The organism is Nocardiopsis sp. FR4 (assembly GCF_009830945.1).
Classification (GTDB): Bacteria; Actinomycetota; Actinomycetes; order Streptosporangiales; family Streptosporangiaceae; genus Nocardiopsis.
This window is the reverse complement of the sequence record NZ_VWVV01000016.1, coordinates 86,235-105,271: the sequence shown is the minus strand read 5'-3', so window position 1 is coordinate 105,271 and position 19,037 is coordinate 86,235. Positions and strand designations below refer to the sequence as shown.

14 protein-coding genes are annotated in these 19,037 nt (G+C 73.2%); 3 read left to right on the top strand and 11 right to left on the bottom strand.

The features are described 5' to 3' along the window. Window positions 1-11: 11 nt before the first annotated feature. The 6 genes from FYW95_RS16625 to FYW95_RS16600 form a co-directional block, all read right to left on the bottom strand. The gene (locus FYW95_RS16625) at window positions 12-1,247 is read right to left on the bottom strand and encodes a TIGR02679 family protein (protein ID WP_159944360.1); all 1,236 of its coding nucleotides are present in this window, start codon (window positions 1,245-1,247) and stop codon (window positions 12-14) included. After that, window positions 1,240-5,508: a TIGR02680 family protein gene (locus tag FYW95_RS16620; RefSeq protein WP_159944361.1), complete on the bottom strand. Its 4,269-nt coding sequence runs from the start codon at window positions 5,506-5,508 to the stop codon at window positions 1,240-1,242. The genes FYW95_RS16625 and FYW95_RS16620 overlap by 8 nt, the downstream gene beginning before the upstream one ends. Next, window positions 5,498-6,925, bottom strand: a complete 1,428-nt coding sequence (locus FYW95_RS16615; protein WP_160050543.1) for a DUF2398 family protein — start codon at window positions 6,923-6,925, stop codon at window positions 5,498-5,500. Before FYW95_RS16615 ends, FYW95_RS16620 begins: the two co-directional genes overlap by 11 nt. Beyond that, window positions 6,925-8,454 (bottom strand): TIGR02677 family protein, encoded by a 1,530-nt coding sequence (locus FYW95_RS16610; protein WP_159944363.1) that lies wholly within the window; start codon window positions 8,452-8,454, stop codon window positions 6,925-6,927. The genes FYW95_RS16615 and FYW95_RS16610 overlap by 1 nt, the downstream gene beginning before the upstream one ends. A 185-nt stretch (window positions 8,455-8,639) precedes the next feature. Beyond that, entirely contained in the window at window positions 8,640-9,230 is a 591-nt protein-coding gene (locus FYW95_RS16605) for a DUF2267 domain-containing protein (protein WP_159944364.1), read from the bottom strand. Between the two features lie 166 nt (window positions 9,231-9,396). Further along, the gene (locus FYW95_RS16600) at window positions 9,397-10,887 is read right to left on the bottom strand and encodes a sodium/glutamate symporter (RefSeq protein ID WP_159944365.1); all 1,491 of its coding nucleotides are present in this window, start codon (window positions 10,885-10,887) and stop codon (window positions 9,397-9,399) included. Between the two features lie 374 nt (window positions 10,888-11,261). On the opposite strand from FYW95_RS16600, the gene FYW95_RS16595 reads away from it, so the two are divergent. Beyond that, on the top strand, window positions 11,262-11,750 hold the full coding sequence (locus FYW95_RS16595; RefSeq protein WP_159944366.1) for a DoxX family protein: 489 nt from the start codon (window positions 11,262-11,264) through the stop codon (window positions 11,748-11,750). Between the two features lie 10 nt (window positions 11,751-11,760). Here FYW95_RS16595 and FYW95_RS16590 read toward each other — a convergent pair whose 3' ends face one another. Next, complete coding sequence (locus tag FYW95_RS16590) at window positions 11,761-12,507, bottom strand: hypothetical protein (protein WP_159944367.1); 747 nt, start codon at window positions 12,505-12,507, stop codon at window positions 11,761-11,763. Between the two features lie 196 nt (window positions 12,508-12,703). On the opposite strand from FYW95_RS16590, the gene FYW95_RS16585 reads away from it, so the two are divergent. Continuing rightward, window positions 12,704-13,522 (top strand): metallophosphoesterase family protein, encoded by an 819-nt coding sequence (locus FYW95_RS16585; protein WP_160050542.1) that lies wholly within the window; start codon window positions 12,704-12,706, stop codon window positions 13,520-13,522. 7 nt (window positions 13,523-13,529) lie between these two features. On the opposite strand, the gene idi is transcribed toward FYW95_RS16585, so the two are convergent. Genes idi through FYW95_RS16565 form a run of 4 tightly spaced genes read right to left on the bottom strand, consistent with a single transcriptional unit; the run spans window position 13,530 to window position 17,886 of the window. After that, a complete protein-coding gene (gene idi / locus FYW95_RS16580) occupies window positions 13,530-14,126 on the bottom strand; it encodes an isopentenyl-diphosphate Delta-isomerase (RefSeq protein ID WP_159944369.1) in 597 nt (198 codons plus the stop codon). A gap of 60 nt (window positions 14,127-14,186) precedes the next feature. Next, window positions 14,187-15,050: a geranyl diphosphate 2-C-methyltransferase gene (locus FYW95_RS16575; RefSeq protein ID WP_201294893.1), complete on the bottom strand. Its 864-nt coding sequence runs from the start codon at window positions 15,048-15,050 to the stop codon at window positions 14,187-14,189. A gap of 56 nt (window positions 15,051-15,106) precedes the next feature. After that, on the bottom strand, window positions 15,107-16,447 hold the full coding sequence (locus FYW95_RS16570) for a family 2 encapsulin nanocompartment cargo protein terpene cyclase (protein WP_160050541.1): 1,341 nt from the start codon (window positions 16,445-16,447) through the stop codon (window positions 15,107-15,109). Window positions 16,448-16,482: 35 nt separating this feature from the next. After that, window positions 16,483-17,886 (bottom strand): family 2B encapsulin nanocompartment shell protein, encoded by a 1,404-nt coding sequence (locus FYW95_RS16565; protein WP_159944371.1) that lies wholly within the window; start codon window positions 17,884-17,886, stop codon window positions 16,483-16,485. Window positions 17,887-18,739: 853 nt separating this feature from the next. On the opposite strand from FYW95_RS16565, the gene FYW95_RS16560 reads away from it, so the two are divergent. After that, window positions 18,740-19,036 (top strand): lactococcin 972 family bacteriocin, encoded by a 297-nt coding sequence (locus FYW95_RS16560; RefSeq protein ID WP_159944372.1) that lies wholly within the window; start codon window positions 18,740-18,742, stop codon window positions 19,034-19,036. The last annotated feature ends 1 nt before the right edge of the window (window position 19,037 follow it).

Below are 19,037 nucleotides of genomic sequence, written 5' to 3'. Positions count from 1 at the left end.
GCGTCGGGCCCTCAGCCCGCGAGGTCGGCCAGGAGCGTGGCGGCGACGCTCTCCTCGTACACGGCCGTCCCGTGGACGGTCATCGCCTCGGCCAGCTCCGGATCCCACGGGGTGGGCCGCGCACGACCGCTCAGGGGGTAGCCGTCCGCGCGCACGTGGGCCCGGTAGTCGTGCGCCGACATACGCCAGGGCCGTGCCGCATGGCGTCGCGTCACCTGCCTGGCGATGGCCGTTCCGGGCCAGTCGAAGTCACCGTGGTAGCGCAGTTCCCCGCCCCCGGCCCGGACCGCTGAGGCCAGCCGGTGGAAGGCCGCTGAGGGGTGCCCCTCCGTGCACAGCAGGGGTGCCGAGCCGGTGCCGAGTTCACCCGCCGCCCGCCGCAGCACGGCCGGGTTCTCGCACACGTACACGATCGGCGCGCCGACGGCGACCGGCAGGTGGACGAGCTGGTGCAGGGTGACGTGGAAGGGGGTGGCGTGGCGGGCGGCGCCGGTCAGCCACTCCCCCAGCCCCCGCCCGTGCGCGGGCAGGTTGAGGACCAGGACCCGGCTGGCCAGGTCGTCCAGGACCACGTCGCAGGACTCCCACAGGGCCCGCCGCTCCTCGGCCCCGTCGGGGCGGTCGGTACCGGTACGCAACGCCAGGGCCCGGAGCACCAGACGGGACAGCGCCGTGCCGTGGTTGAGCGCCTTGGTGTCCCCGGTGGCGGTCACGGCCAGGTCCGGGAGCAGCAGAGGCGGCGTGCCCTCGGGGCGGTCCGTGACCAGTTCCAGGACCCGGGCGGCCCGGAGCAGGGTCCGGCGTGCCGTCCCCCTGCCGATCATGGTGCCCAGGGTGCCGTCCCCGGTCAGGTCCTCCAGCCACGTCCGATACCACGCGGCCTCCTCGTGCAGAGGGCTGGCGGCCGCCGCGGACAGCGCCTCCTCCCGGGCCCCGCGTCTGTGCGCCTCGACCACGGAGGTGTACCGCAGCTTCGGTCCGATGGCTTCCAGGAGCTCGGAGAGCCGCAGGCCGGTGTTGTCGTGCACGACCGCGTCCAGGACCGACAACCGCACTCTGAGCTGCGCGGCTCCCCGGGGCGGGAAGCCTCCGGTGATGCCGATGACCGCCTCGCGTTCGGCGTCCGTGGGGTTCCTGATCCCGACACTGCCGTCCAGGCTGCCGTCGTGGGACTCCAGGTAACGGCGGGCGGCCCTGAGCAGGCGCCCGTAGCGCTGGTCGCGGAACACCTCCACCGCCTCACTCACCGGCGTCCTCCAGCAGGGTTCCGGCCGAGGACAGCGGCGCGAACCTGCTGGGGGTGATGCCCAGCAGTTCGGCGGCCAGCTCCTCGTTGCCCGAGAACCCGGCGTCCGCGTCGATGGTCTGCGTCCCGTCCCAGAGCATGAGCATCGCCGAGACCGTGTGCGCGCCCTTGTCGTGGTGCATGTCGTAGTGGGCGGCCATGGGCACGCTGTCGTAGTGCACCCACAGGTCGTGCCCGGTCATGAACATGTCCAGGTCGAAGGTGACGGTCAACCCCATGAGTTCGGGCTTGTAGCGGTCGTCGATCCCGGCGAAGGCCTCGTCCAGGGCCACCATGCGCGGACAGGTGGGCAGCGCGGATCCGTACAGGGCGTTGGCGGCGGCGAACAGCGGCAGGTGGATCGCGGCGGACTTCTCCCCGCCCGACATCTGCTCGTGCTTGTTCTTGGTGAGCTTGACCTCCTCCTGTCCGGGCACCGCCATGCGCAGCTCGAACCGGTACCAGGAGCGGTAGTCCAGCACCGCCGACAACACCTGTTTGTAGGTGGCGCGGGGGTGGGCCGCGTGGTGCTCGCGGATCATCTCGCGCAGGACCTCGCGGAGCCGGTTCAGCCCCGAGGCTCCCAGGCCGGTGGCGTCGCGCCTGACCAGCTGGGCGGCGGTGGCCTGGTGCTCCGTGAGCCGGTCCGAACGGCTCCAGCGGATACCGATCCGCGTCCCCGAGGACATGGGGCGCGAGCGGGTGTCCCGGTCCATCCCCGCGACCAGGTCCCGTGCGGCGCGCACCCGCTCGTGGATCTGCTGGGCGATGCCGGTGAGCAGTTCGTCCTCCAGTACTCCGCGCTCCTCGTCGCGCAGCAGCGCGCCCTGTTCCTCGACGCGTTCGGCGATGACGCGGGCGAAGGCGGAGACGGGGTTGCGGCCGGTCTCGTCGTTGACGAACACCGAGATGACACCGCTGACCCCGAGGTCGTGGTCGACCCGGTAACCCTCGGCGTCGGCGCCCAGGGCGTCCTGGAAGACGCGCAGCGCGGAGGAGACGCGGGTGGAGGCCGCCTTGAGTTCGGTGTCGGTGACGGCCGGCCCCGATCCGACGGCCTCGGTGAGGATGTCGAGCAGTTCCGCGGCCTGTCCGGGCAGCACGGCGCGTACGGCCGCCCCGGGGTCGGTGGCGACCGACTCCAGGACCTGTTCGGCGGCCCGGTCCGCGGTGGGCCACATGTGTCGCGGGGGCCAGGTCGGAGTGGTGTCCGCGCCCAGGGTGGCGCGCAGTTCCGGGGAGGTGAGGGCCGCGAAGGTCTCGGCGTGCTCGAAGAGTGCGGCGAGGGCGTCGGTGAGGGCCCGGTGGCCGCCCTCCAGTTTCTCGTCGGCGCGGATCATCGCCTCGTGGGCGGCGGCGGCCTCGCGGGCGGCGCGCTGGTGCTCCTCGCGGGCCAGGCGCAGGTCCTCCTTGACCTGCTCCAGCTCTGCCATGAGCTCCTGGACGGGCGCGCTGATGCTTTCCTGTTTGGCGGCCAGCTCGGCGGCGGTCCGCTCGTGTTCGCGCACCCTCTCCTCGTGGCGCTCGCGGTCCCGCTCCAGGCGGCGGCCCAGCCGGTCCACCGTCTCCTCGCGGCTTTCCAGGTCGGCGGTGTGCCGGGCGACCTCGGTGCGCGCGGCGTGCAGGGCGCGGGCCGTCTCCACGAAGTCGTCCACCGCCCGGGCGACCGCGTCCACGGCCTCGGGGCCGGTGGGCATGGCGCGTTCGGCGGCCACCGCGCGCACCTGGTGGCGGTGGGCGTCCACCTCGGCGACCGCGGCGTCCAGGTCACGGCGCCGCTCCTCGTTCTCGGTGCGGGCCGAGGCCAGGAGGGCGGACTGCCTCTCGACCCGGCGCACGGCACGCTCGACGGGGGCGGTGTCCGGCAGAGCGGCGCGCGCACGGGTGAAGGCCTTGAGCAGGGTGTGGGCCCGGTCGAGCTGTTCACCCAGATGTGCGCGCCGTTCGGCGAGTCGGGCGATACGCGCGTCGCAGGCGGCCAGGCGCTCGCGGCGGCGGAGGGCCCGGTTGGTGGCTCCGACGAACTCGGGGGCCTTCTTGGGGGAGGCACCCACGAGGATCCCCTGGGTGAAGCGGCCGCCGGCGCCGACCGTGTGCACCGCGTCATCCCCGGGAGGAGCGCCCTGTTCGCCGGTACCGGAGGGGCCGGGGTCGCCGGTGAGGCGGACGGAGGCCAGGATCCGCGCGATGACGTGCCCGGGAACCAGGTCCTGTTCCTCGGGCACCAGCACGTCGGCCAGCGTCCGGCCCCGGGTGAGCGCGGTGGCCTCGGTGGCCAGCAGGTAGGCGTCGGCCTCTCCCGCGGCGAGGGCGGCACGGGTGGCTTCGGCGTCGGGGTGCACCCAGGCGGTGAGGAGGCCCGCACCGTGCAGGGCTCCCTCGATCGCGGCGGCGTCGCTGTCGGCGAGCCCGTCGGCGAAGCGGACCAGCTGCCACAGCGGGGCGCCGGGGCGGCCTTGGCGCGGGGCGGTGCGCAGGCCGTCGGCCTGCGGGGCGTCGTCGCGTTCGGCGGCGATCTCCTCGCGCTCGCTGTTGAGGAGCGCTGTCTCGGCCTCGATCTGGTCCCGGCGGTTTTCGAGGGTGCTCGCGTGCGCGGCGGCGTCCAGGCGCTGTTGGTCGGTGTGCTCGCCGTAGACCTCGGCCAGGGTGGGAGTTCCGGGTTCACCGAAGGCCTCCAGTGCGCTGTGCAGCGCCGCGACGCAGGCGGCGCCGGTGACCGGGGCCGGGCCCTCGGCCCACTGCCCGGACCACACGGCCAGCGCCTCGGCCGCCGTGCGGCGGGTGGCGTCCAGGTCCTCGGCGGCCTGGTCGCATTCCCGTTCCCGGCTCCGGAGCCGCTCGGCGGCCTGGTCGGCGGCCCGTTCGGCGGTGCCGCGCGCGGTTTCGGCCCGGGCCAGGCCGGCCAGGCGCTCGCGTACGGCGGCGATGTCGGCGAGGCGGGCGGTGGCCCGGGCCCGCGCGGTCTCGGGCAGGTCCTCGCCGGTGTCGGCGGTTCCCTCACCGTCGTGGGCGATCCCGGCCTGCGCGGCGGTCTCGGCGAGTTCGGCGGCCAGGTCCCGGGCACGGGCCCGCCCGTGTTCGAGGCTCTGGGCGACCTGTGCGGCCTCCCGCCGCAGGGCGGCCACCTCCCCGGCCTGGGCGTCCAGTCGCTCCTCCTGTTCGGCCAGGTCGCGGGCGGTCTCGGCGCTGTGCGTGCGCTCGATCTCCAGTGCGGCGTGGCTGCGGAAGGCCTCGTGCGCCTCCAGCCCGCTGCGGCGCGCGGCGAGCCGACGCGCCCGGGCGTCGTGCTCCTCGGCCCGCTCGGTGGCGGCCGCGTGCGCGAGGGTGGCCTCCTCCCGCGTGTCGCGCGCCCGGGCGATGGATCCGGCCTGCTCCGCGGCCAGGTCGATGGCCGTACGCACGCGGGAGAGCCGGTGGCGGGCGTGGGCGGTCAGGTAGTCCGCGTACTCCCCGGCGAAGGCGGTGGTGGCGGCGTGCGCGGTGGTGGCCTGGTCGAAGCGGCGCTGGACCGCTGCCAGGTTGGTGAAGTCGCGGGCGGCCTGGTCGACGAGTTCCTCGTCCAGGGGGCTGAGGCCGCTGGTGAGGGTGTCGGAGACCTTCTCGGGGTCCAGGTCCTTGGCCAGCAGGGGGCGGCGCAGCGCCAGGAGCAGGTCGAGCAGCTGCACGTAGCGCTCGCCCAGGCCGAACAGGCGGGCGTCGACCGCGCGCCGGTAGTCGGCGGCGGTGGAGTGGTGGGCGGTCTCGCCCAGGACCGTCTTGAGCTGGCGTTCGGTGAGCGGGCGCCCGTCGGAGGCCAGCAGGCCGAAGTCCACGCCCAGGCGCTGGTCGGTGACGAAGAAGGAGGGGATGACGCCGTCGCGGTGCCGGTGCGCGCGCAGCCCGATGACCAGGGTGACCGTCTCCGTGGCGGCCGGGACCGGCCGTCCGGTTCCGGGGGCGGGCCGGGCGAACTCCATCCACACGTACCCGTACTCGGCGTCCTGGCCGCGGTAGAGCAGGTTGGACTTCATGGTGCGGTTCTGGCCGCTGAAGGGGTCCAGGCGCCGGGCGTCGGTGTACCCGTCCAGGACGAACGGGAAGAGCACCTCCAGCGCCTTGGTCTTGCCCGAGCCGTTGTGCCCGCGCAGGACGAGGCGGCCGTCGGCGAAGACGAACTCCTCGTCGACGTAGTCCCAGACGTTGATCACACCGGCGCGGCTGGGCCGGAAGCGGTCACTGGTCATCGGTTTCCTTCTGCGGGTCGGCGTTGTCGGGGCCGTGGTCACCGGTGGGCGCCGCGGGGTCCGCCAGGCCCAGGGGCAGCTGTCCGGCGTCGGCGCGTTCGGGCAGGGCGCCCTGGATGTTGCGGTAGCGCAGGGCGGCGGGCAGCACGAGGGCGCCGCCGGGTACCGGCCGTACCAGGGAGAGTTCGGCGAGCAGTTCCAGGGCGGCGTCCAGCAGGCCGTAGGGGTCCTGCTGCCAGGCGCCGCCGAAGGAGGAGGGGCCGAACTCGGCGAAGAGCTCGTGCACCATGGTCTCCCACCGGGCGCGTTCGACCAGGGGGACCTCGAGGGGCACGGGCGCCTCCGTGTCGCGTCCGGGGGGCTCGGCGCTCCAGGCCAGGGCGTCCACGACCCCCTCTCGGGGCAGCCCGGCGTCCACGAGCCGGATGAGTTCGGCCTGGTCGAGGGCCTTCGGGGGGACGGGCAGCCGGACCAGGGCCGCCAGGGAGGTCTCCAGCAGGTCGGCGACCTTGGCCAGCAGCAGGCCCGCGGTGCGGTTGACCGCGCCGCCCCGGCCGGGGAAGGGCCGGTCGGTGAAGGTGCCCGCGGGGTCGGCGAGCAGGACGCCCTCGGCGCGGCGCTCGACCCGCAGCCCGGTGGCCCGGGCCAGGTCCTCGGCCACGCCGCGGCCGCGCAGGACCGCGGCGACCGCGGGTTCGACGTCGGCGTAGTGGACCACGGGCTGTTCCACCAGCAGCCGCCGGGCCCGGCGGGCCGCGTGCTCGCGCGGGGAGGTGTCGGTGAGCGGGGCGGCGAGCAGCCCGGCGACGCTGGTCAGGTGCTGGACCGGGCGGGTGGGGCGGAAGAGCAGCTCGCACACCTCGTGGTCGATGTCGAAGAGGGCGTCGCCCTGTCCGCCGCCGGAGGCCCACGCCTCCAGGGACCCGTCGGACAGGTGCAGGGCGCCGCGGTCCACCAGCCAGTGGGCGACGTCGACCAGCGCGGCCTTGTGCGCCCCGTCGGTGGGGTCGTAGCCCAGCCCCTCGACGGCGTTGGCGGCGGGGGTGAGGCGAGCGACCAGGTCGGCGAGGCTGATCTCGATCTGCGAGCGCTGGAAGGCGGCCAGCAGCAGACACAGGTAGGCGAGCCTGCGCCGGTCGAAGGGGCGGCCCCGGCGCGCGAAGGTCTGGCGCTGGGTGGGGTCCAGGGCGTCGAGTTCGCGGACCAGGCGCACGTGGTCGGTGGTGGCGACCAGGGTGTAGCCGAAGAGGCGTTCCAGGTCGTCGGCGAGCTCGTCGGCCCAGCGCAGCACCTGCTCCAGGGCGCCGGGGCGCGGGCGCGCGGCGGTGATGAGGTCGCAGGTCAGGACGCGGCGCATGGCCTGCTGGTAGGAGCCGAGGTCGGCGGGGGCGATGGTGCGGGCGTGCAGGCGGGGCATCAGGGGTTCTTCGTTCGGGTCCGGTGGCCGGTGACCTCCAGGCGCAGGCCCGGCAGGTGGAGGCGGCCCTGGGCGGTGCGGACGGTGCTGCCCGCCGGGTCGGGGACCAGGCGGACCAGGGTGCCGTCGCCCTCCCCCGAGGCCGAGGACAGGCGTCCGGCGACGACGGTGCGCCCCTCCAGGGCGCGGGTGACCAGGCGCAGCAGGACGCGGGTGTCGGTCTCGTCCAGGACCCGGCCGTGGGCGCCCCGGTCGACGAGGCGGGCCGCGGCCCGGCGTTCGGCCGCCCGGTCGGCGGCCTGGCGGCCGCGCAGGCGCGCCTGGGCGCCGGGGTTGCGCCGCACCGGCTTGGGCACGCCCGCGGTGGGGGCGGTGCCGCTGCGGAACAGGGTGACCGACACCTCCACCCCGGGGGCGTCCCACCAGGTGGTGCTGGGGGAGATCTGCTCGTCGTCCTCGTGGGCCGCGCCCAGGTGGCGGGCGGAGCGCACGTTGAAGGCGGCGCCCATCAGGGCGTGGGCGGCGCCGTCGTCGGGGGTGTTGAACACCCAGGCGGCCAGGTGGCGCAGCTGGGTGGAGCGGTTGACGCCGCCGCGCTGGGCCTCGGTGATCTGGCGCAGCAGCGCGATGACCCCCGAGACGGCCGAACGGGTGGCCGCGTGGAGTTCGGCGGCGCGGGCGGGGATGGCCTCGTCGGAGGCGAACCAGGCGCGCAGGGCCCGCCAGCGCCTGCGCCAGTCGGCGAGGCGTTCGTCCCGGCCCATGAACAGGCGCTCGTCGCACTCGGCCGCGCGGGAGAGCAGGGTGGCCAGGCCGGTGTCCTCGACCTCGCGCACGGCCCGGTCCAGGCGGGGCAGGTAGCGGTCGAGCTCGGCCGTGAAGTCGCTCATGTGCACCAGCAGGGCGTTCTTGTGCCGCAGGAAGACGTCCGGGGAGGCGTCGGTGGAGCGCAGGATCTCGCCCAGGGTGACGTGGAACTGCGCGGAGCGCCGTCCCATGTCCTCCATGACCGCGTCCAGGCGCGCCAGGCGGCGGTAGACGTGCTCGGCCTGTCCGGTGCGGTTGGCCTCGGCCAGGGCGCGCAGGTCGGCCAGCACCTCGGAGAAGACCAGCCGGGACAGGTTGACGTCCTCGATGCGCGCGCCCAGGAGGTCCTCCACCGCCTGGTAGGCCCAGTAGCCGAGTTCGCTGAACTGGTACACCGACTGGCGGTTGCGGTAGCGCGCCAGGTTGCCCGCCCGGGAGGCGTCGTCGAAGCGGTGCACGACCCGGTCGGCGTGCAGCTCGTCCAGGCGGTCGCGCAGGCCGCGGTCGACCTCGGGCACCTGGTCGTGGACCCGGGCCAGTTCGCGCAGGGCGGCGGCGACGTCGTCGGGGGCCACCTGGACCTGGTGGACCTCGCGCAGGCGGTCCATGGCCCGCAGGATCCACAGGTAGGTGACGTGGTCGTCGCGCCGCGTGAAGTTGAACAGCCGGAACCGGTCGCTGACCGCGAGGGAGTCCATGTCCAGGGCTCTGCGTTGGGCCACGGGCCGCCCCTTCGTTCGTGGTGGTGCGTGTGCGGGCGGCGCCGTCGAGGCGACCGCCCAACACTAACGCTAGGTGACCGCGAAGACGGTACACCCGTTTTCCACAGGGGCGTTCACCGCCGGTGCCCGGTGGAGCCGCGGGCTCCGCCCGCGGCCCCACCGCACCCGGGGCCCGTGCGGTGTGGTCAGCCGCCCGAGCCGACCTCGGCCACCGCCTGGTCGATGCGCTCGGCCATCTCGATGTCGCTGGTGGTGACCGCGCCGACCGAGGCCGTCCGCACGGTGAAGGTGATACCGGTGTCGGTGGTGCGGTGGTCGAAGGAGTGGCCGATCCGGTGCGCCAGGCGCTCGGCGCGGTTGAGCAGCGGCGCGGCCCGGTCGGCGGGCAGCTCCACCTCCCTGGTCAGACCGCCGGTGTCACCGTTCCAGTCGGGCAGATGGTCGGCGAGTTCGTCCGCCAGCCCGGGGTCGCCCTCGCGGATCCCGGCGAGCACGGCCCCCACCAGCCGTGTCCCCTTCTCCGGAGGGCAGCCGACCCGTTCGGCGACGTCGCGGCCCAGCGAGCCGGACGTGTGCGGCTCCCCTTCCCCGCGCGGTGCGGGGACCTGGTCGTGCAGCACCGCGGGTAGCTGTTCACGCAGGTGGTCCCGGGTCCGCGGGGCCGCGTACCGGACCAGTTCGCCGGTCACGGCCTCCAGCGCCCGTTGCGCCTCGTCGTTGTCGACCGCGTTGCCCTCGCGGACGACGTGGTCCACGAGTTCCTGGTAGGTGATCATCGTTCCCCCTCGGGTCGAGAGGGCGTCGGCGGGTCCGCTGGGGATCCTTCCTCCCCTGGCCTGCGGCGGACGCGGCAAACTCGGCGCCGCGCGGATTCCGGGCGGGGCCGTCGGCCGGGCCGTTCCGGACGCGGACGCCCCGCGGCGGGGCGCCCCGCGCACCGGCTCAGGGGACCCTCTGGGCCTCGGCCCCGGGGGCGCCGGGCACGGCGCCCGGCCGGCCGCGGCGCCCGCGCCGCAGCAGGACCAGCCCGGTGAACAGGCTGGCCGCCAGCACCGCGGCCATCATCGCCAGGAAGCCGACCGGGCCCACGTGGGGGCTGAGGATGAGCGGGATCGCGGCGGCGGTGACCAGGCCGCCGCCGAAGAAGGGCTCGAAGATGAGCTGCTTGTAGCCGAACGCCGGGTAGGCGGGCGACCTCATCTCCGGGTCCACGACGCGCATCAGCACCAGACCGGTGGCGGTGACGCCCAGGGACTGGCCGAACTCGCCGATGCCCCGCTCGAACCAGTGGCTGGGCATCATCCGGGGCGCCAGGAGGAGGAAGGCGCACACCGACCACGCGACGCCCGCCGCGGCCAGGATCGCGAAGGCGGCGAAGTTGTCGGCGATGGCCCGCAGCGACAGCGTGGCCATCGCGGCGATGATGAGCACGTCCAGCGACAGGCCCTGGATGCGCTCGACGGTCTTGTGGTCGACCACGTCGTGCCGGTCGAACCGGTCGATGAACACCTGCAGGACGATGCCGCCGATCATGGCCAGCGGGAACAGCGGCACGTAGGCCATGATCTCGATGGTGTCGGCCCACAGCGCCCGCTCCAGCCACCGCAGGCCCGTGAGGAGGAGCTGGCCGATGAGCACGGCGAGGGCGACCAGGCCGAAGTGCAGGGTCAGCGGGTCCATGGAGGAGGGGTGCACGGTCATGGTCGCGCCCGGGGTGCGCCGCTCCCGCTCGACCAGTCCGGCCCGCTCGCCGTCGGTGCCCCGGGCGTCGGCGCTGATCACCGAGGACCTGCCGCGGCGCACGCCCCAGTTGATCAGGACGATGCCGACGATGATGCCCGACAGCAGTCCCACGGTGGCCATGCCCAGCGCCAGGTCCTGGCCCTGGGCCCAGCCCGCCTGCTCGAAGGTGGAGCCCAGCCCGGCCGCGGTGCCGTGGCCGCCCAGGAAGCCGATCTCGATCAGGGCGCCGGAGAAGGCGGGGACGTTGAACAGCGGCACCAGCACCAGCAGGGCGAGTACCAGGCCGATCACGTACTGGCCGCTGGCCATGGTGATGCCGAAGGCCAGGTTGGGCCCGGCCAGGCTCGCGGCCTCGCGCAGCCGGGGCATGCGCTTGCCCAGGAAGAGGCTGGCGAAGACCACCGAGATGAGCAGGCCGGGCAGCGCCGACCACACCGACATCACGTCGGCGCCGAAGAGTCCGCCCTCGGCGGCGCGCTCGGCGAAGCCCCCGCCCAGGCCCCGGTCGGCCAGCAGTCCCATGAGGCGCCCGAACACGTCGGGGCCCAGGAGCAGCGCGATGCCGCCGCCGATGATCGAACCCGGCAGGTACAGCCTCTGGGTCAGCTTCCACCTGACCCGGACCAGCTTCGATACCAGCAACAGCACTCCCAGGAGCAGGAGTGCGAGGCCGACGGTGTCAGGGGTCATCTCTACCTCTCGTGGTCGTGCGGCGGGGCCGGGCGCGCGTGGTGCGCGGCACCGTCCGGGCGCGGCCGTGGCGGGGAGGTAGGGGGCACCACGGGTCGGGCGGTGACCGTGGTGCCACGATCACCCGCGGCATCCTACACACGCCGTAGTGGTACCGGACACGGACGCGGCGTGACGGCCGGGCGGGGAGCGCCCGTCCGCCCGCGTCGGGCCGCGCGCCCCCGGCCGCGCCGTGGGAAGGATCACGCCCCGGGGGACGGAGCCGGCACCCGGCCCCCGACCGGACCGGGGGGCGGGAGCCGGATCTCCGTTGACAGGATCCGGCCGCCGGAGAGTAAATTACCAGTGGAAAGATTCCCTCCCGAAGGAGCGCCATGGCCCCCCTCATCGCCCTCGCCGGCGTCACCGCGCTGCTGCTCGCCCTGGGCGCGGCGGGGGTGCGCCCCCTGCGCTCCTGGCCGCTCGCCCTGCGGGGCGGCCTCGCCGCCATGTTCACGCTGACCGGCGTGTCCCATTTCGTGGGGATGCGCGAGGAACTGATCTCCATGGTCCCGCCCGCGCTGCCCGCCCCCGCGCTGCTGGTCACCGTCACCGGCGTCCTCGAACTGGCCGGGGCCGCGGGCCTGCTGTGGGCGCGCACCGCGCCCTGGGCCGCGGCGGGGCTCTCCCTGCTGCTGGTCGCCATGTTCCCGGCCAACGTGTACGCGATCACGGCCGGGGTGGAGACCGGCCTGACCGACGACCTGGCGGTGCGCACCGCGATGCAGGCGGTGTTCCTGGCCGCGGCGCTCGCCGTGCCCGTCGAACACGTGCGCCGGACGCGCCGCGCGGCGCGGCGGACCCCGCTGCCCGCGCCGCGCTGACCTCAAGCGCTCAGAGCTTCTCCCAGGTGCCGCAGCCCGAGGAGTGGAAGCTGTAGTCCGAGGCGCTGACCGTCACCTCCACCCGCAGGGCGGAGGAGGTGAACTGGTTGTCGATGATGTCGCCGGAGGCGGCGGTCCGCTCCCAGTAGCAACCGGAGAACGGGCCGCTGCCGGACTCACTGACGTAGGTTCCCGGCTCGATCTCCTCCCCCACCCGGAAGGTGCCCGGGGTGATGAGCACCAGCTCCTGGGCCGCCTCGAGGAGGGACTCGGCCTCCTCCCGGTCGGGGTGGTCGGGGCACAGCACCAGCGCACCCCGGAGCTCGGCGGCCTGGTCCTCGAACCTGACGGCCTTCTCCGCCAGGGACTCGCCGCAGATCGCGTAGAGGTGGACCACGTCGCCGACCTCGTCGTAGCCCGCCGCCTCCGCCGCCTCCCGCTGCAGCGGCGTGTACCCGCCGCCGGTGTGGTCGGCCTCGCAGTCCCTGACCTCGAGCTCCCACAGCGCGGACCACCGGAGGTAGATGCCGCCGCCTCCGTCCGCCAGATCGCAGGCCAGCTTGATGTTGTCGGGGATACGACCCGGTTCGTCCTGTGCCTCGACGGAGTCGGCGTTGGGGGCGCGGTGGACCGTGGGCGAGGAGACCGGGGACGGGGAGGCGGCGGCCTCGGCCGCGTACTCATCACCGGCAAGGGCCGAACAGGCACCCAGGGCCAGCACCAACAGCGGCACCGTGAGGGCGAGTGCCTTGCGCATGGGGGGTTCCTTCCGTTGGTCCGCACCGCGCGGCACGGGGAGCACACGCGGTGATCACTACCTCTGACGCTGCCGGAACCCCGACGGATCACCCGGGGGCCGGGGTTTCGGTACGGAGTTCCCGTGGTGCCGGGGAAACGGCGCCGCGCGCCCTCGGTAGGGTGGCTCCGGACCGCGGCCGGGAGAGGACGGTGGGATGGGACTGTTCGCCATCAGCGACCTGCACGTGGGGCACCGCGACAACCGGGCCTTCACCGAGGCGCTGCGTCCGGAGTCGGCCGACGACTGGCTCCTGGTGGCCGGGGACGTGGCCGACACCGCCGCCAACGTGCTGTGGGCGATGGAGCTGCTGTCGGAGCGGTTCTCCACCGTGGTGTGGGTACCGGGCAACCACGACCTGTGGACGGTGCCCTCCGACCCCGTCCGGCTGCGCGGCCGGGAGCGCTACGAGTACCTGGTGGACTCCCTGCGCGCCCTGGGCGTGCACACCCCCGAGGACCCCTACCCCCTGTGGCCCGGACCGGACGGCCCGGTCGCCGTCGCCCCGCTGTTCGTGCTCTACGACCACTCCTTCCGGCCCGCCGGGACCTCCACCAAGGCCGAGGCGCTGGCCGTGGCGCACGCGGCGGGGATCGTGTGCACCGACGAGTACCTGCTGCACCCCGACCCGTACCCGGGCCGGGACGCCTGGTGCCGGGCCCGTCTGGAGTACACGCGCGAGCGGCTGGACGCCCTGGACCCGCACGTGCCCACGGTGCTGGTCAACCACTTCCCGCTGGTGCGCGAGCCCACGCGGATCCTGCGCCACCCCGAGTTCGCGCAGTGGTGCGGCACCGAGGCCACCGCCGACTGGCACGTGCGCTACCGCGCCCGCGCGGTGGTCTACGGCCACCTGCACATCCCCCGCACGATCGTGGTCGACGGGGTGCCCCACGTGGAGGTCTCCCTGGGCTACCCCCGTGAGTGGGGCGCGCGCCCCCGGCCGCCGGAGGGGCCGCGGCTCGTCCTGCCGTAGGCGGGGCCTACCAGTCGCGGGCGCGGGTCAGCTCGCGAACCGCGGGCAGCACGGCGTCCAGGACCGTGGCGAACCAGGCGGAGAAGGGCCGCTGGCCGCTGAGCCACTCCAGTTCGGCGGGGTCGACGAAGGCGACCTCGGCGATCTCCGCCGGGTCGGGGCGCGGGGCCTCGCGCACCAGCCCCACGAAGAGGTGGTTGTACTCCTGCTCCACCAGACCCGAGTCCGGGTCGGGGTGGTTGTAGCGCACGGTCCCGGCCTCGCGCAGGAGCGCGGGCGAGACCCCGAGTTCCTCGGCGGTGCGCCGGGCCGCGGCGGCGAAGGGCGGCTCACCGGGGTAGGGGTGGCCGCAGCAGCTGTTGGACCACACGCCGGGCGAGTGGTACTTGCCCAGGGCGCGGCGCTGGAGCAACAGGCGGTCCCGGTCGTCGAAGAGGAAGACCGAGAAGGCCCGGTGCAGGCGTCCGGGGGCCAGGTGCGCGGAGAGTTTCTCGGCGGTGCCGATGGTCGTCCCGGCCTCGTCGACGAGTTCGAGCAGGACGGGTTCGGGGGCGGCCCCGCCGTCGTGGCGGACGGCGTGGTCGGTGGCTGATCCGTTGGACATGGGCCTCCTTTTCGCGTTGGGGAGGGGCGGCGCGGCCGCGGGGCCGCGCCGCCGGGCGGTTCAGACGCGGTCGGCGGCGATGAGCAGGTAGTGGAAGCTCTGCTCCCGGTAGGCGGTCAGGAAGGGCTCCTCGATGCCCGTGGCCACCGGGGACTTGGCGCGCAGCTCCCAGTAGGGGATGGTCTGCTCGGTCAGGTCCACGACCGCGACGGGAACGAGGTCGTTGGCAGCCATCGCCTTGAAGTAGGCGCTGCGCGGGTGGATGTTGCAGGTGTAGTGCTCGTCGATGCGGCTGACCGCCTTGGAGCGGCCACCGGTCACGTCGTTGTAGCAGCCGGTGATGGTGACGTAGCGGCCGCCGTGCTCCAGCAGGCGGGCGTGCTCGCGGAAGAGCTCGTACAGGTCGACGTACATGGTGGACTCGTTGTTCCAGCTGGCGCGCAGGGAGCCCGTCTCGAACCCGGTGTCGAGCATGTTGCGGAAGTGGAAGCGGACCCGGTCGGATACGCCCCGCTCCCCGGCCTGGGCGTTGGCGAAGACCACCTGCTGCTCGGAGATGGTCACGCCGTCCACGTGGCAGCCGAAGCGCTGGTTGGCCATGAAGCTGGTGCCGCCCCGGCCCGAGCCGGTGTCCATGACGCGGTCCTCGGGCCCGACCGGACCGAGGTGGTCCAGCAGCAGGTTGGCCTGCGCGGTCTCCAGTCGGTGCATCTCCTCGATGATGCGCTGGTCGCGGGTCTCCTCGGGACCCTCCAGCACGGAGGGGTCGTAGTCGCCGACGCCGTAGTGGTGGTGGAAGAAGCCGTCGACCTCGCCGAGGCGGATGTTGACCGGGTCCTTCTCGGCGTTCCAGTAGGCCGCCACGGACTCCTGGTAGGCGGTGCGCAGGACCTTCTCGGAGGAGGGCATGGTCGTCGTGGTCATCGCGGAGTACTCCTTGTCGTGTGTGCGGGGAACGGCCCGGCCGGGACCGGGCGTGCTCAGGCGTTGTCGGCCGCGTGGTAGCGCCCGCTGGTGGCGTGCCACTCGCGGCTGCCGCCCATCCAGGCCCACAGGCCCCACAGGAAGCGGCGCAGTTCCGGGGAGCCGGCCAGGGCCAGGGCCGAGGCCTCGGCCTCGAAGGTGTGCATCAGTTCGTCGTGGATCTCGACGGTGCGCCGGACGGCCTCCTGCTCGGAGCAGTCGTCCTCGGTGGCGATGAGCCGGGGCAGGCTGAAGTCGGTGACGTCCTCCTTGCCCATCGAGTAGAGGTCGTTGACGATCACGCTCGCGCTGCCCGCGAGGGTGAAGAGCCGGCGCACCCGGGGTTCGGAGAACTCCACAGCCGGGAGTTCGTATCCGGCGACCGTGTCGATGAGGGCCATGCAGGGCACGAAGCTGTTCTCGTGCCGGTGCATGAGGAACTCCCAGACCGGTGGTCTCTGCTTCTGCGCCTGCCAGACCCCCTCCTGGTTGTAGGCGACGAACATGATCGCCAGCTCGTGGCGGAGCCTGCGCACCTGGGCCGGGCTGCCGTAGTCGGCGAGGTGGTCCAGGCTGGAGCGCAGGGCGACCATCACCGGGTCCCTCCGCACGACCTCCTCCAGCTGGGGCGCGTAGCGCAGGGGCAGGTGGGCCTGGTCGATGACCGAGTGGGCGATGGCCAGGCGCTGGCCGAGGAGTTCGGGGCGCGCCTCCTCCACCTCCCCGTCCACGTAGTGGTCGTCCACGGACCACTCGGCCAGGGCGCACCTGGCCGCCGCCAGCAGGCGGTCGGGGTCGTCGGCCTCGGGGTGGGCGAGCATGATGAGCCGTCCGAACCCGGCCCTGCGGATCCGGTCGAGCTGGCCGGGGTAGATCCCGACCTCCTCGGCCCACTCCACCAGCCGGTCGTCGACCTCCCGGCCCAGAGCGGGGTCGTCGCGTACGGCCGGAGGGCAGTACAGCGCCGGAACGGAGTCGGTGGCGGCGTCCGCGTTCGGGGGCCCGCTCCCGGTCGGTTCCGCGGCGCTCCGGTCCGGTTCCCGCACGAGCAGGAGCGGACCGGCCGGGTGGCCCGGGACGCGCGGTACGGAGGCCGCGGTGGCGCCGCGGGCCAGCCCCGGGACCCGGCCCGCGCCCTGCACGGGCGCGGGCGGCGAGGACAGGCGCAGCGTCGCCGCCGCCGTGCCGACACCGCCGGGGCGGACCGGAAGATCGGGGGCCGCCGGGGCGGCCGGGGCCCCGGCCGGGGCGAGCAGGTCCGGTCTCCCGGGGCGCCGCGGGTCGCTCAGCAGTGCCTCCACCAGGTCCGCCACCTCCGGGGCGGCGGTGGAGGAGGACATCCTTGACAGCAGTGACACCGTCTCAGACCTCCTTCCCTGACGGTGTCGGTCGGTCAGGCACGCGGCGGCACCTCGGCGTTCTCCAGGATCCCGACGGCGTCGGGCACCAGGATCGCGGCGGAGTAGTAGGTGCTGATCAGGTAGGAGATGACGGCCTTGTCGTCGATCCCCATGAAGCGCGCGTTGAGCCCGGGCTCGACCTCGTCCGGCAGGCCGGTCTGGTAGAGGCCGATGACCCCCTCGTTGTCCTCGCCGGTACGCACGGCGATGACCGAGGAGGTCTGGCGGTCGGAGATCGGGATCTTGCCGCACGGCAGCAGGGGCACACCGCGCCAGGCGGGGATCTTGTGGCCGTTGATGTCGGTGGAGTCCATGCTCAGGCCCCGGGCGTTGCACTCCTTGGCGAAGGCCGCGATGGTGCGGGGGTGGGCGTACATGTACTGGGTGTTGCGCCGCATGGTGAGCAGGTCGTCCAGGTCGTCCGGGGTGGGCGGCCCGGAGTGGGTCTGGATGCGCTGGTTGAAGTCGGTGTTGTGCAGCAGGCCGAACTCGCGGTTGTTGACCAGCTCGTGCTCCTGGCGTTCGCGCAGGGCCTGGATGGTCAGCCGCAGCTGCTGCTCGGTCTGGTTCATCGGCTTGTTGTAGAGGTCGGCCACACGCGTGTGCACCCGCAGCACGGTCTGCGCCACGCTCAGCTCGTACTCGCGCGGCCGCAGCTCGTAGTCCACGAAGGTGGTGGGCAGCTCGGCCTCGCCGACGTGGCCCGCCAACAGGGCGATCTCGGCCTCGCCGTGGTTGTTCTGGCGCTGCTTGGGCAGGGACAGGAACTCCTGCACGTGGGCCTGCAGGGCGGGCGAGTCGTCCAGGATGGCGATGAACTCGCTCCGGGGCAGCTCCACCAGGGTTCCCGACGTGGCCGCCTTGACGGTGAACTCCCAGGTGGGCTCGGTGTCGAGCAGGTAGCGCTCGCCGAACTTGTCGCCGTCGGCGAGCACGCCCAGGCGCTTGGTGTCGCCGTAGGGGCCGACCGTGGTCTTGTGCACGCGGCCGTGCGCGATCAGGACGAGGTGGTCGGCCGGGTCGCCCTGTTCGGCCAGCACCTCGCCGGGCTCGAACTCGCGCTGGGTGAAGCGGGAGGCCAGGGCCTCCAGCACCTCGGTGTCCCCGAAGCCGCGCAGCAGGGACAGCTCCCCCAGCTCGGCGGGGATGACCTGGACCTCCGAGCCGGTCTGGTGGAACTCGATGCGGCCGTCGCCGACGGTGTAGGTGAGCCGCCGGTTGACGCGGTAGGTGCCGCCGTCGGTGTGCACCCAGGGGAGCGTCTTGAGCAGCCAGCGGGAGGTGATCCCCTGCATCTGCGGCACGGACTTGGTCGTGGTCGCCAGGTTCCGCGCCGCGGCGGTCGCCAGGCTCTGTTGCTTGCCGTTCTGAACCTCGGGGGCTGCGTCGATCGACATCGGCCGTGTCTCTCCTCGTGCGTCGTTCCGCCCGCGGTGCGAGGTTGGGGCGGCCCCGGGCACCGGAGGGAGGGGGTGAGGGTTGCGTGTACGCGGATACGTGCTCTGACCAGCGCCGTCGGCGCCCGTGAAAGCACTTCGTAAACCGCTGATCACCCTAGGAGAAGGATTTCCCCGAGCACAAGGAAATCTCGATTTTTCCCCTCTACGAGAAGAGTGGCCGATGTCCTATTCCCACCTTGGCCCCTATTGACATCACCGGCATTGATAATTCACCCCAAAGTACCATCAAAATCCACGAAACCCCCTTGGAGCGGGGGAAACGCACCCCCTCCTCCAAGCACCACCCCGCCGGGAAAAATCCCTCATTCCGCACATGTCACGATGCGGAACCCAGCAGAAAAATGTCGAACCCCGGCATCCCGGTCACCTCGGAGAGGGCTATTACGGTCATCCCCACCGACCGGCTTCGGGGAACCCCGGCACCCGCCGCCTACACACGCCCCCGACGGAACACAAGGGACTTGCGATACCCATCGGCCGCGGACGCCGCCCGGAGGAAGGTTCCGGCAGGTCGGGAGCGAACAAAGTCAACAGCCTGTCCGCAAGTGGCCACCAAGTTTTACCCAAGCAGCGGTTGCGGTATTTTTGTGCAGGCGAGCAAAAGAACACAAAGGCGAAATAAAGAATCACCCCACCCATCCCCACCTGCGTGAACACCCCACACAACGTTCACAGAACCGAGCCGAAGGCACCATTTACCACCCCTCGGCATAAAGAATTCCCCAGCGTATCCGCCCCCGTGCCTGGAAAACAACACACGCCTCCCCCGGAGGCACGGAAGGGAAGCCCCATGCCCAGAGCCCTCAGACGCGCCGCGGCGACCGTGCTGATCGCGGCCGGGATCACCGTCGGAACCGCCGGTGCCGCGGCGGCCGTCGTCAGCTACGTCGGCGGCGGCACGTGGTACCACGGGGTCGCCAACGGGGTCGTCTACTCGAACTACTACCACCCCACCCAGTGCCACGGGTCGACGGCGGTCGGCGCCTACACCTACCGCTCCCCCGCGGTACTGCCCGGGCGCACCTCCATCGCCGAGGCCCGGAGCGCCCTGTCCAACAACCAGACCTACTGGCGGACCTGCGGATAGC

Coding starts and splice junctions, on each gene's coding strand:
- FYW95_RS16575 (WP_201294893.1), bottom strand. CDS start 15,050: ATGACCACGACGACCATGCCCTCCTCCGAGAAGGTCCTGCGCACCGCC.
- FYW95_RS16585 (WP_160050542.1), top strand. CDS start 12,704: ATGGGACTGTTCGCCATCAGCGACCTGCACGTGGGGCACCGCGACAAC.
- FYW95_RS16600 (WP_159944365.1), bottom strand. CDS start 10,887: ATGACCCCTGACACCGTCGGCCTCGCACTCCTGCTCCTGGGAGTGCTG.
- FYW95_RS16590 (WP_159944367.1), bottom strand. CDS start 12,507: ATGCGCAAGGCACTCGCCCTCACGGTGCCGCTGTTGGTGCTGGCCCTG.
- FYW95_RS16620 (WP_159944361.1), bottom strand. CDS start 5,508: ATGACCAGTGACCGCTTCCGGCCCAGCCGCGCCGGTGTGATCAACGTC.
- FYW95_RS16560 (WP_159944372.1), top strand. CDS start 18,740: ATGCCCAGAGCCCTCAGACGCGCCGCGGCGACCGTGCTGATCGCGGCC.
- FYW95_RS16565 (WP_159944371.1), bottom strand. CDS start 17,886: ATGTCGATCGACGCAGCCCCCGAGGTTCAGAACGGCAAGCAACAGAGC.
- FYW95_RS16615 (WP_160050543.1), bottom strand. CDS start 6,925: ATGCCCCGCCTGCACGCCCGCACCATCGCCCCCGCCGACCTCGGCTCC.
- FYW95_RS16605 (WP_159944364.1), bottom strand. CDS start 9,230: ATGATCACCTACCAGGAACTCGTGGACCACGTCGTCCGCGAGGGCAAC.
- FYW95_RS16595 (WP_159944366.1), top strand. CDS start 11,262: ATGGCCCCCCTCATCGCCCTCGCCGGCGTCACCGCGCTGCTGCTCGCC.
- idi (WP_159944369.1), bottom strand. CDS start 14,126: ATGTCCAACGGATCAGCCACCGACCACGCCGTCCGCCACGACGGCGGG.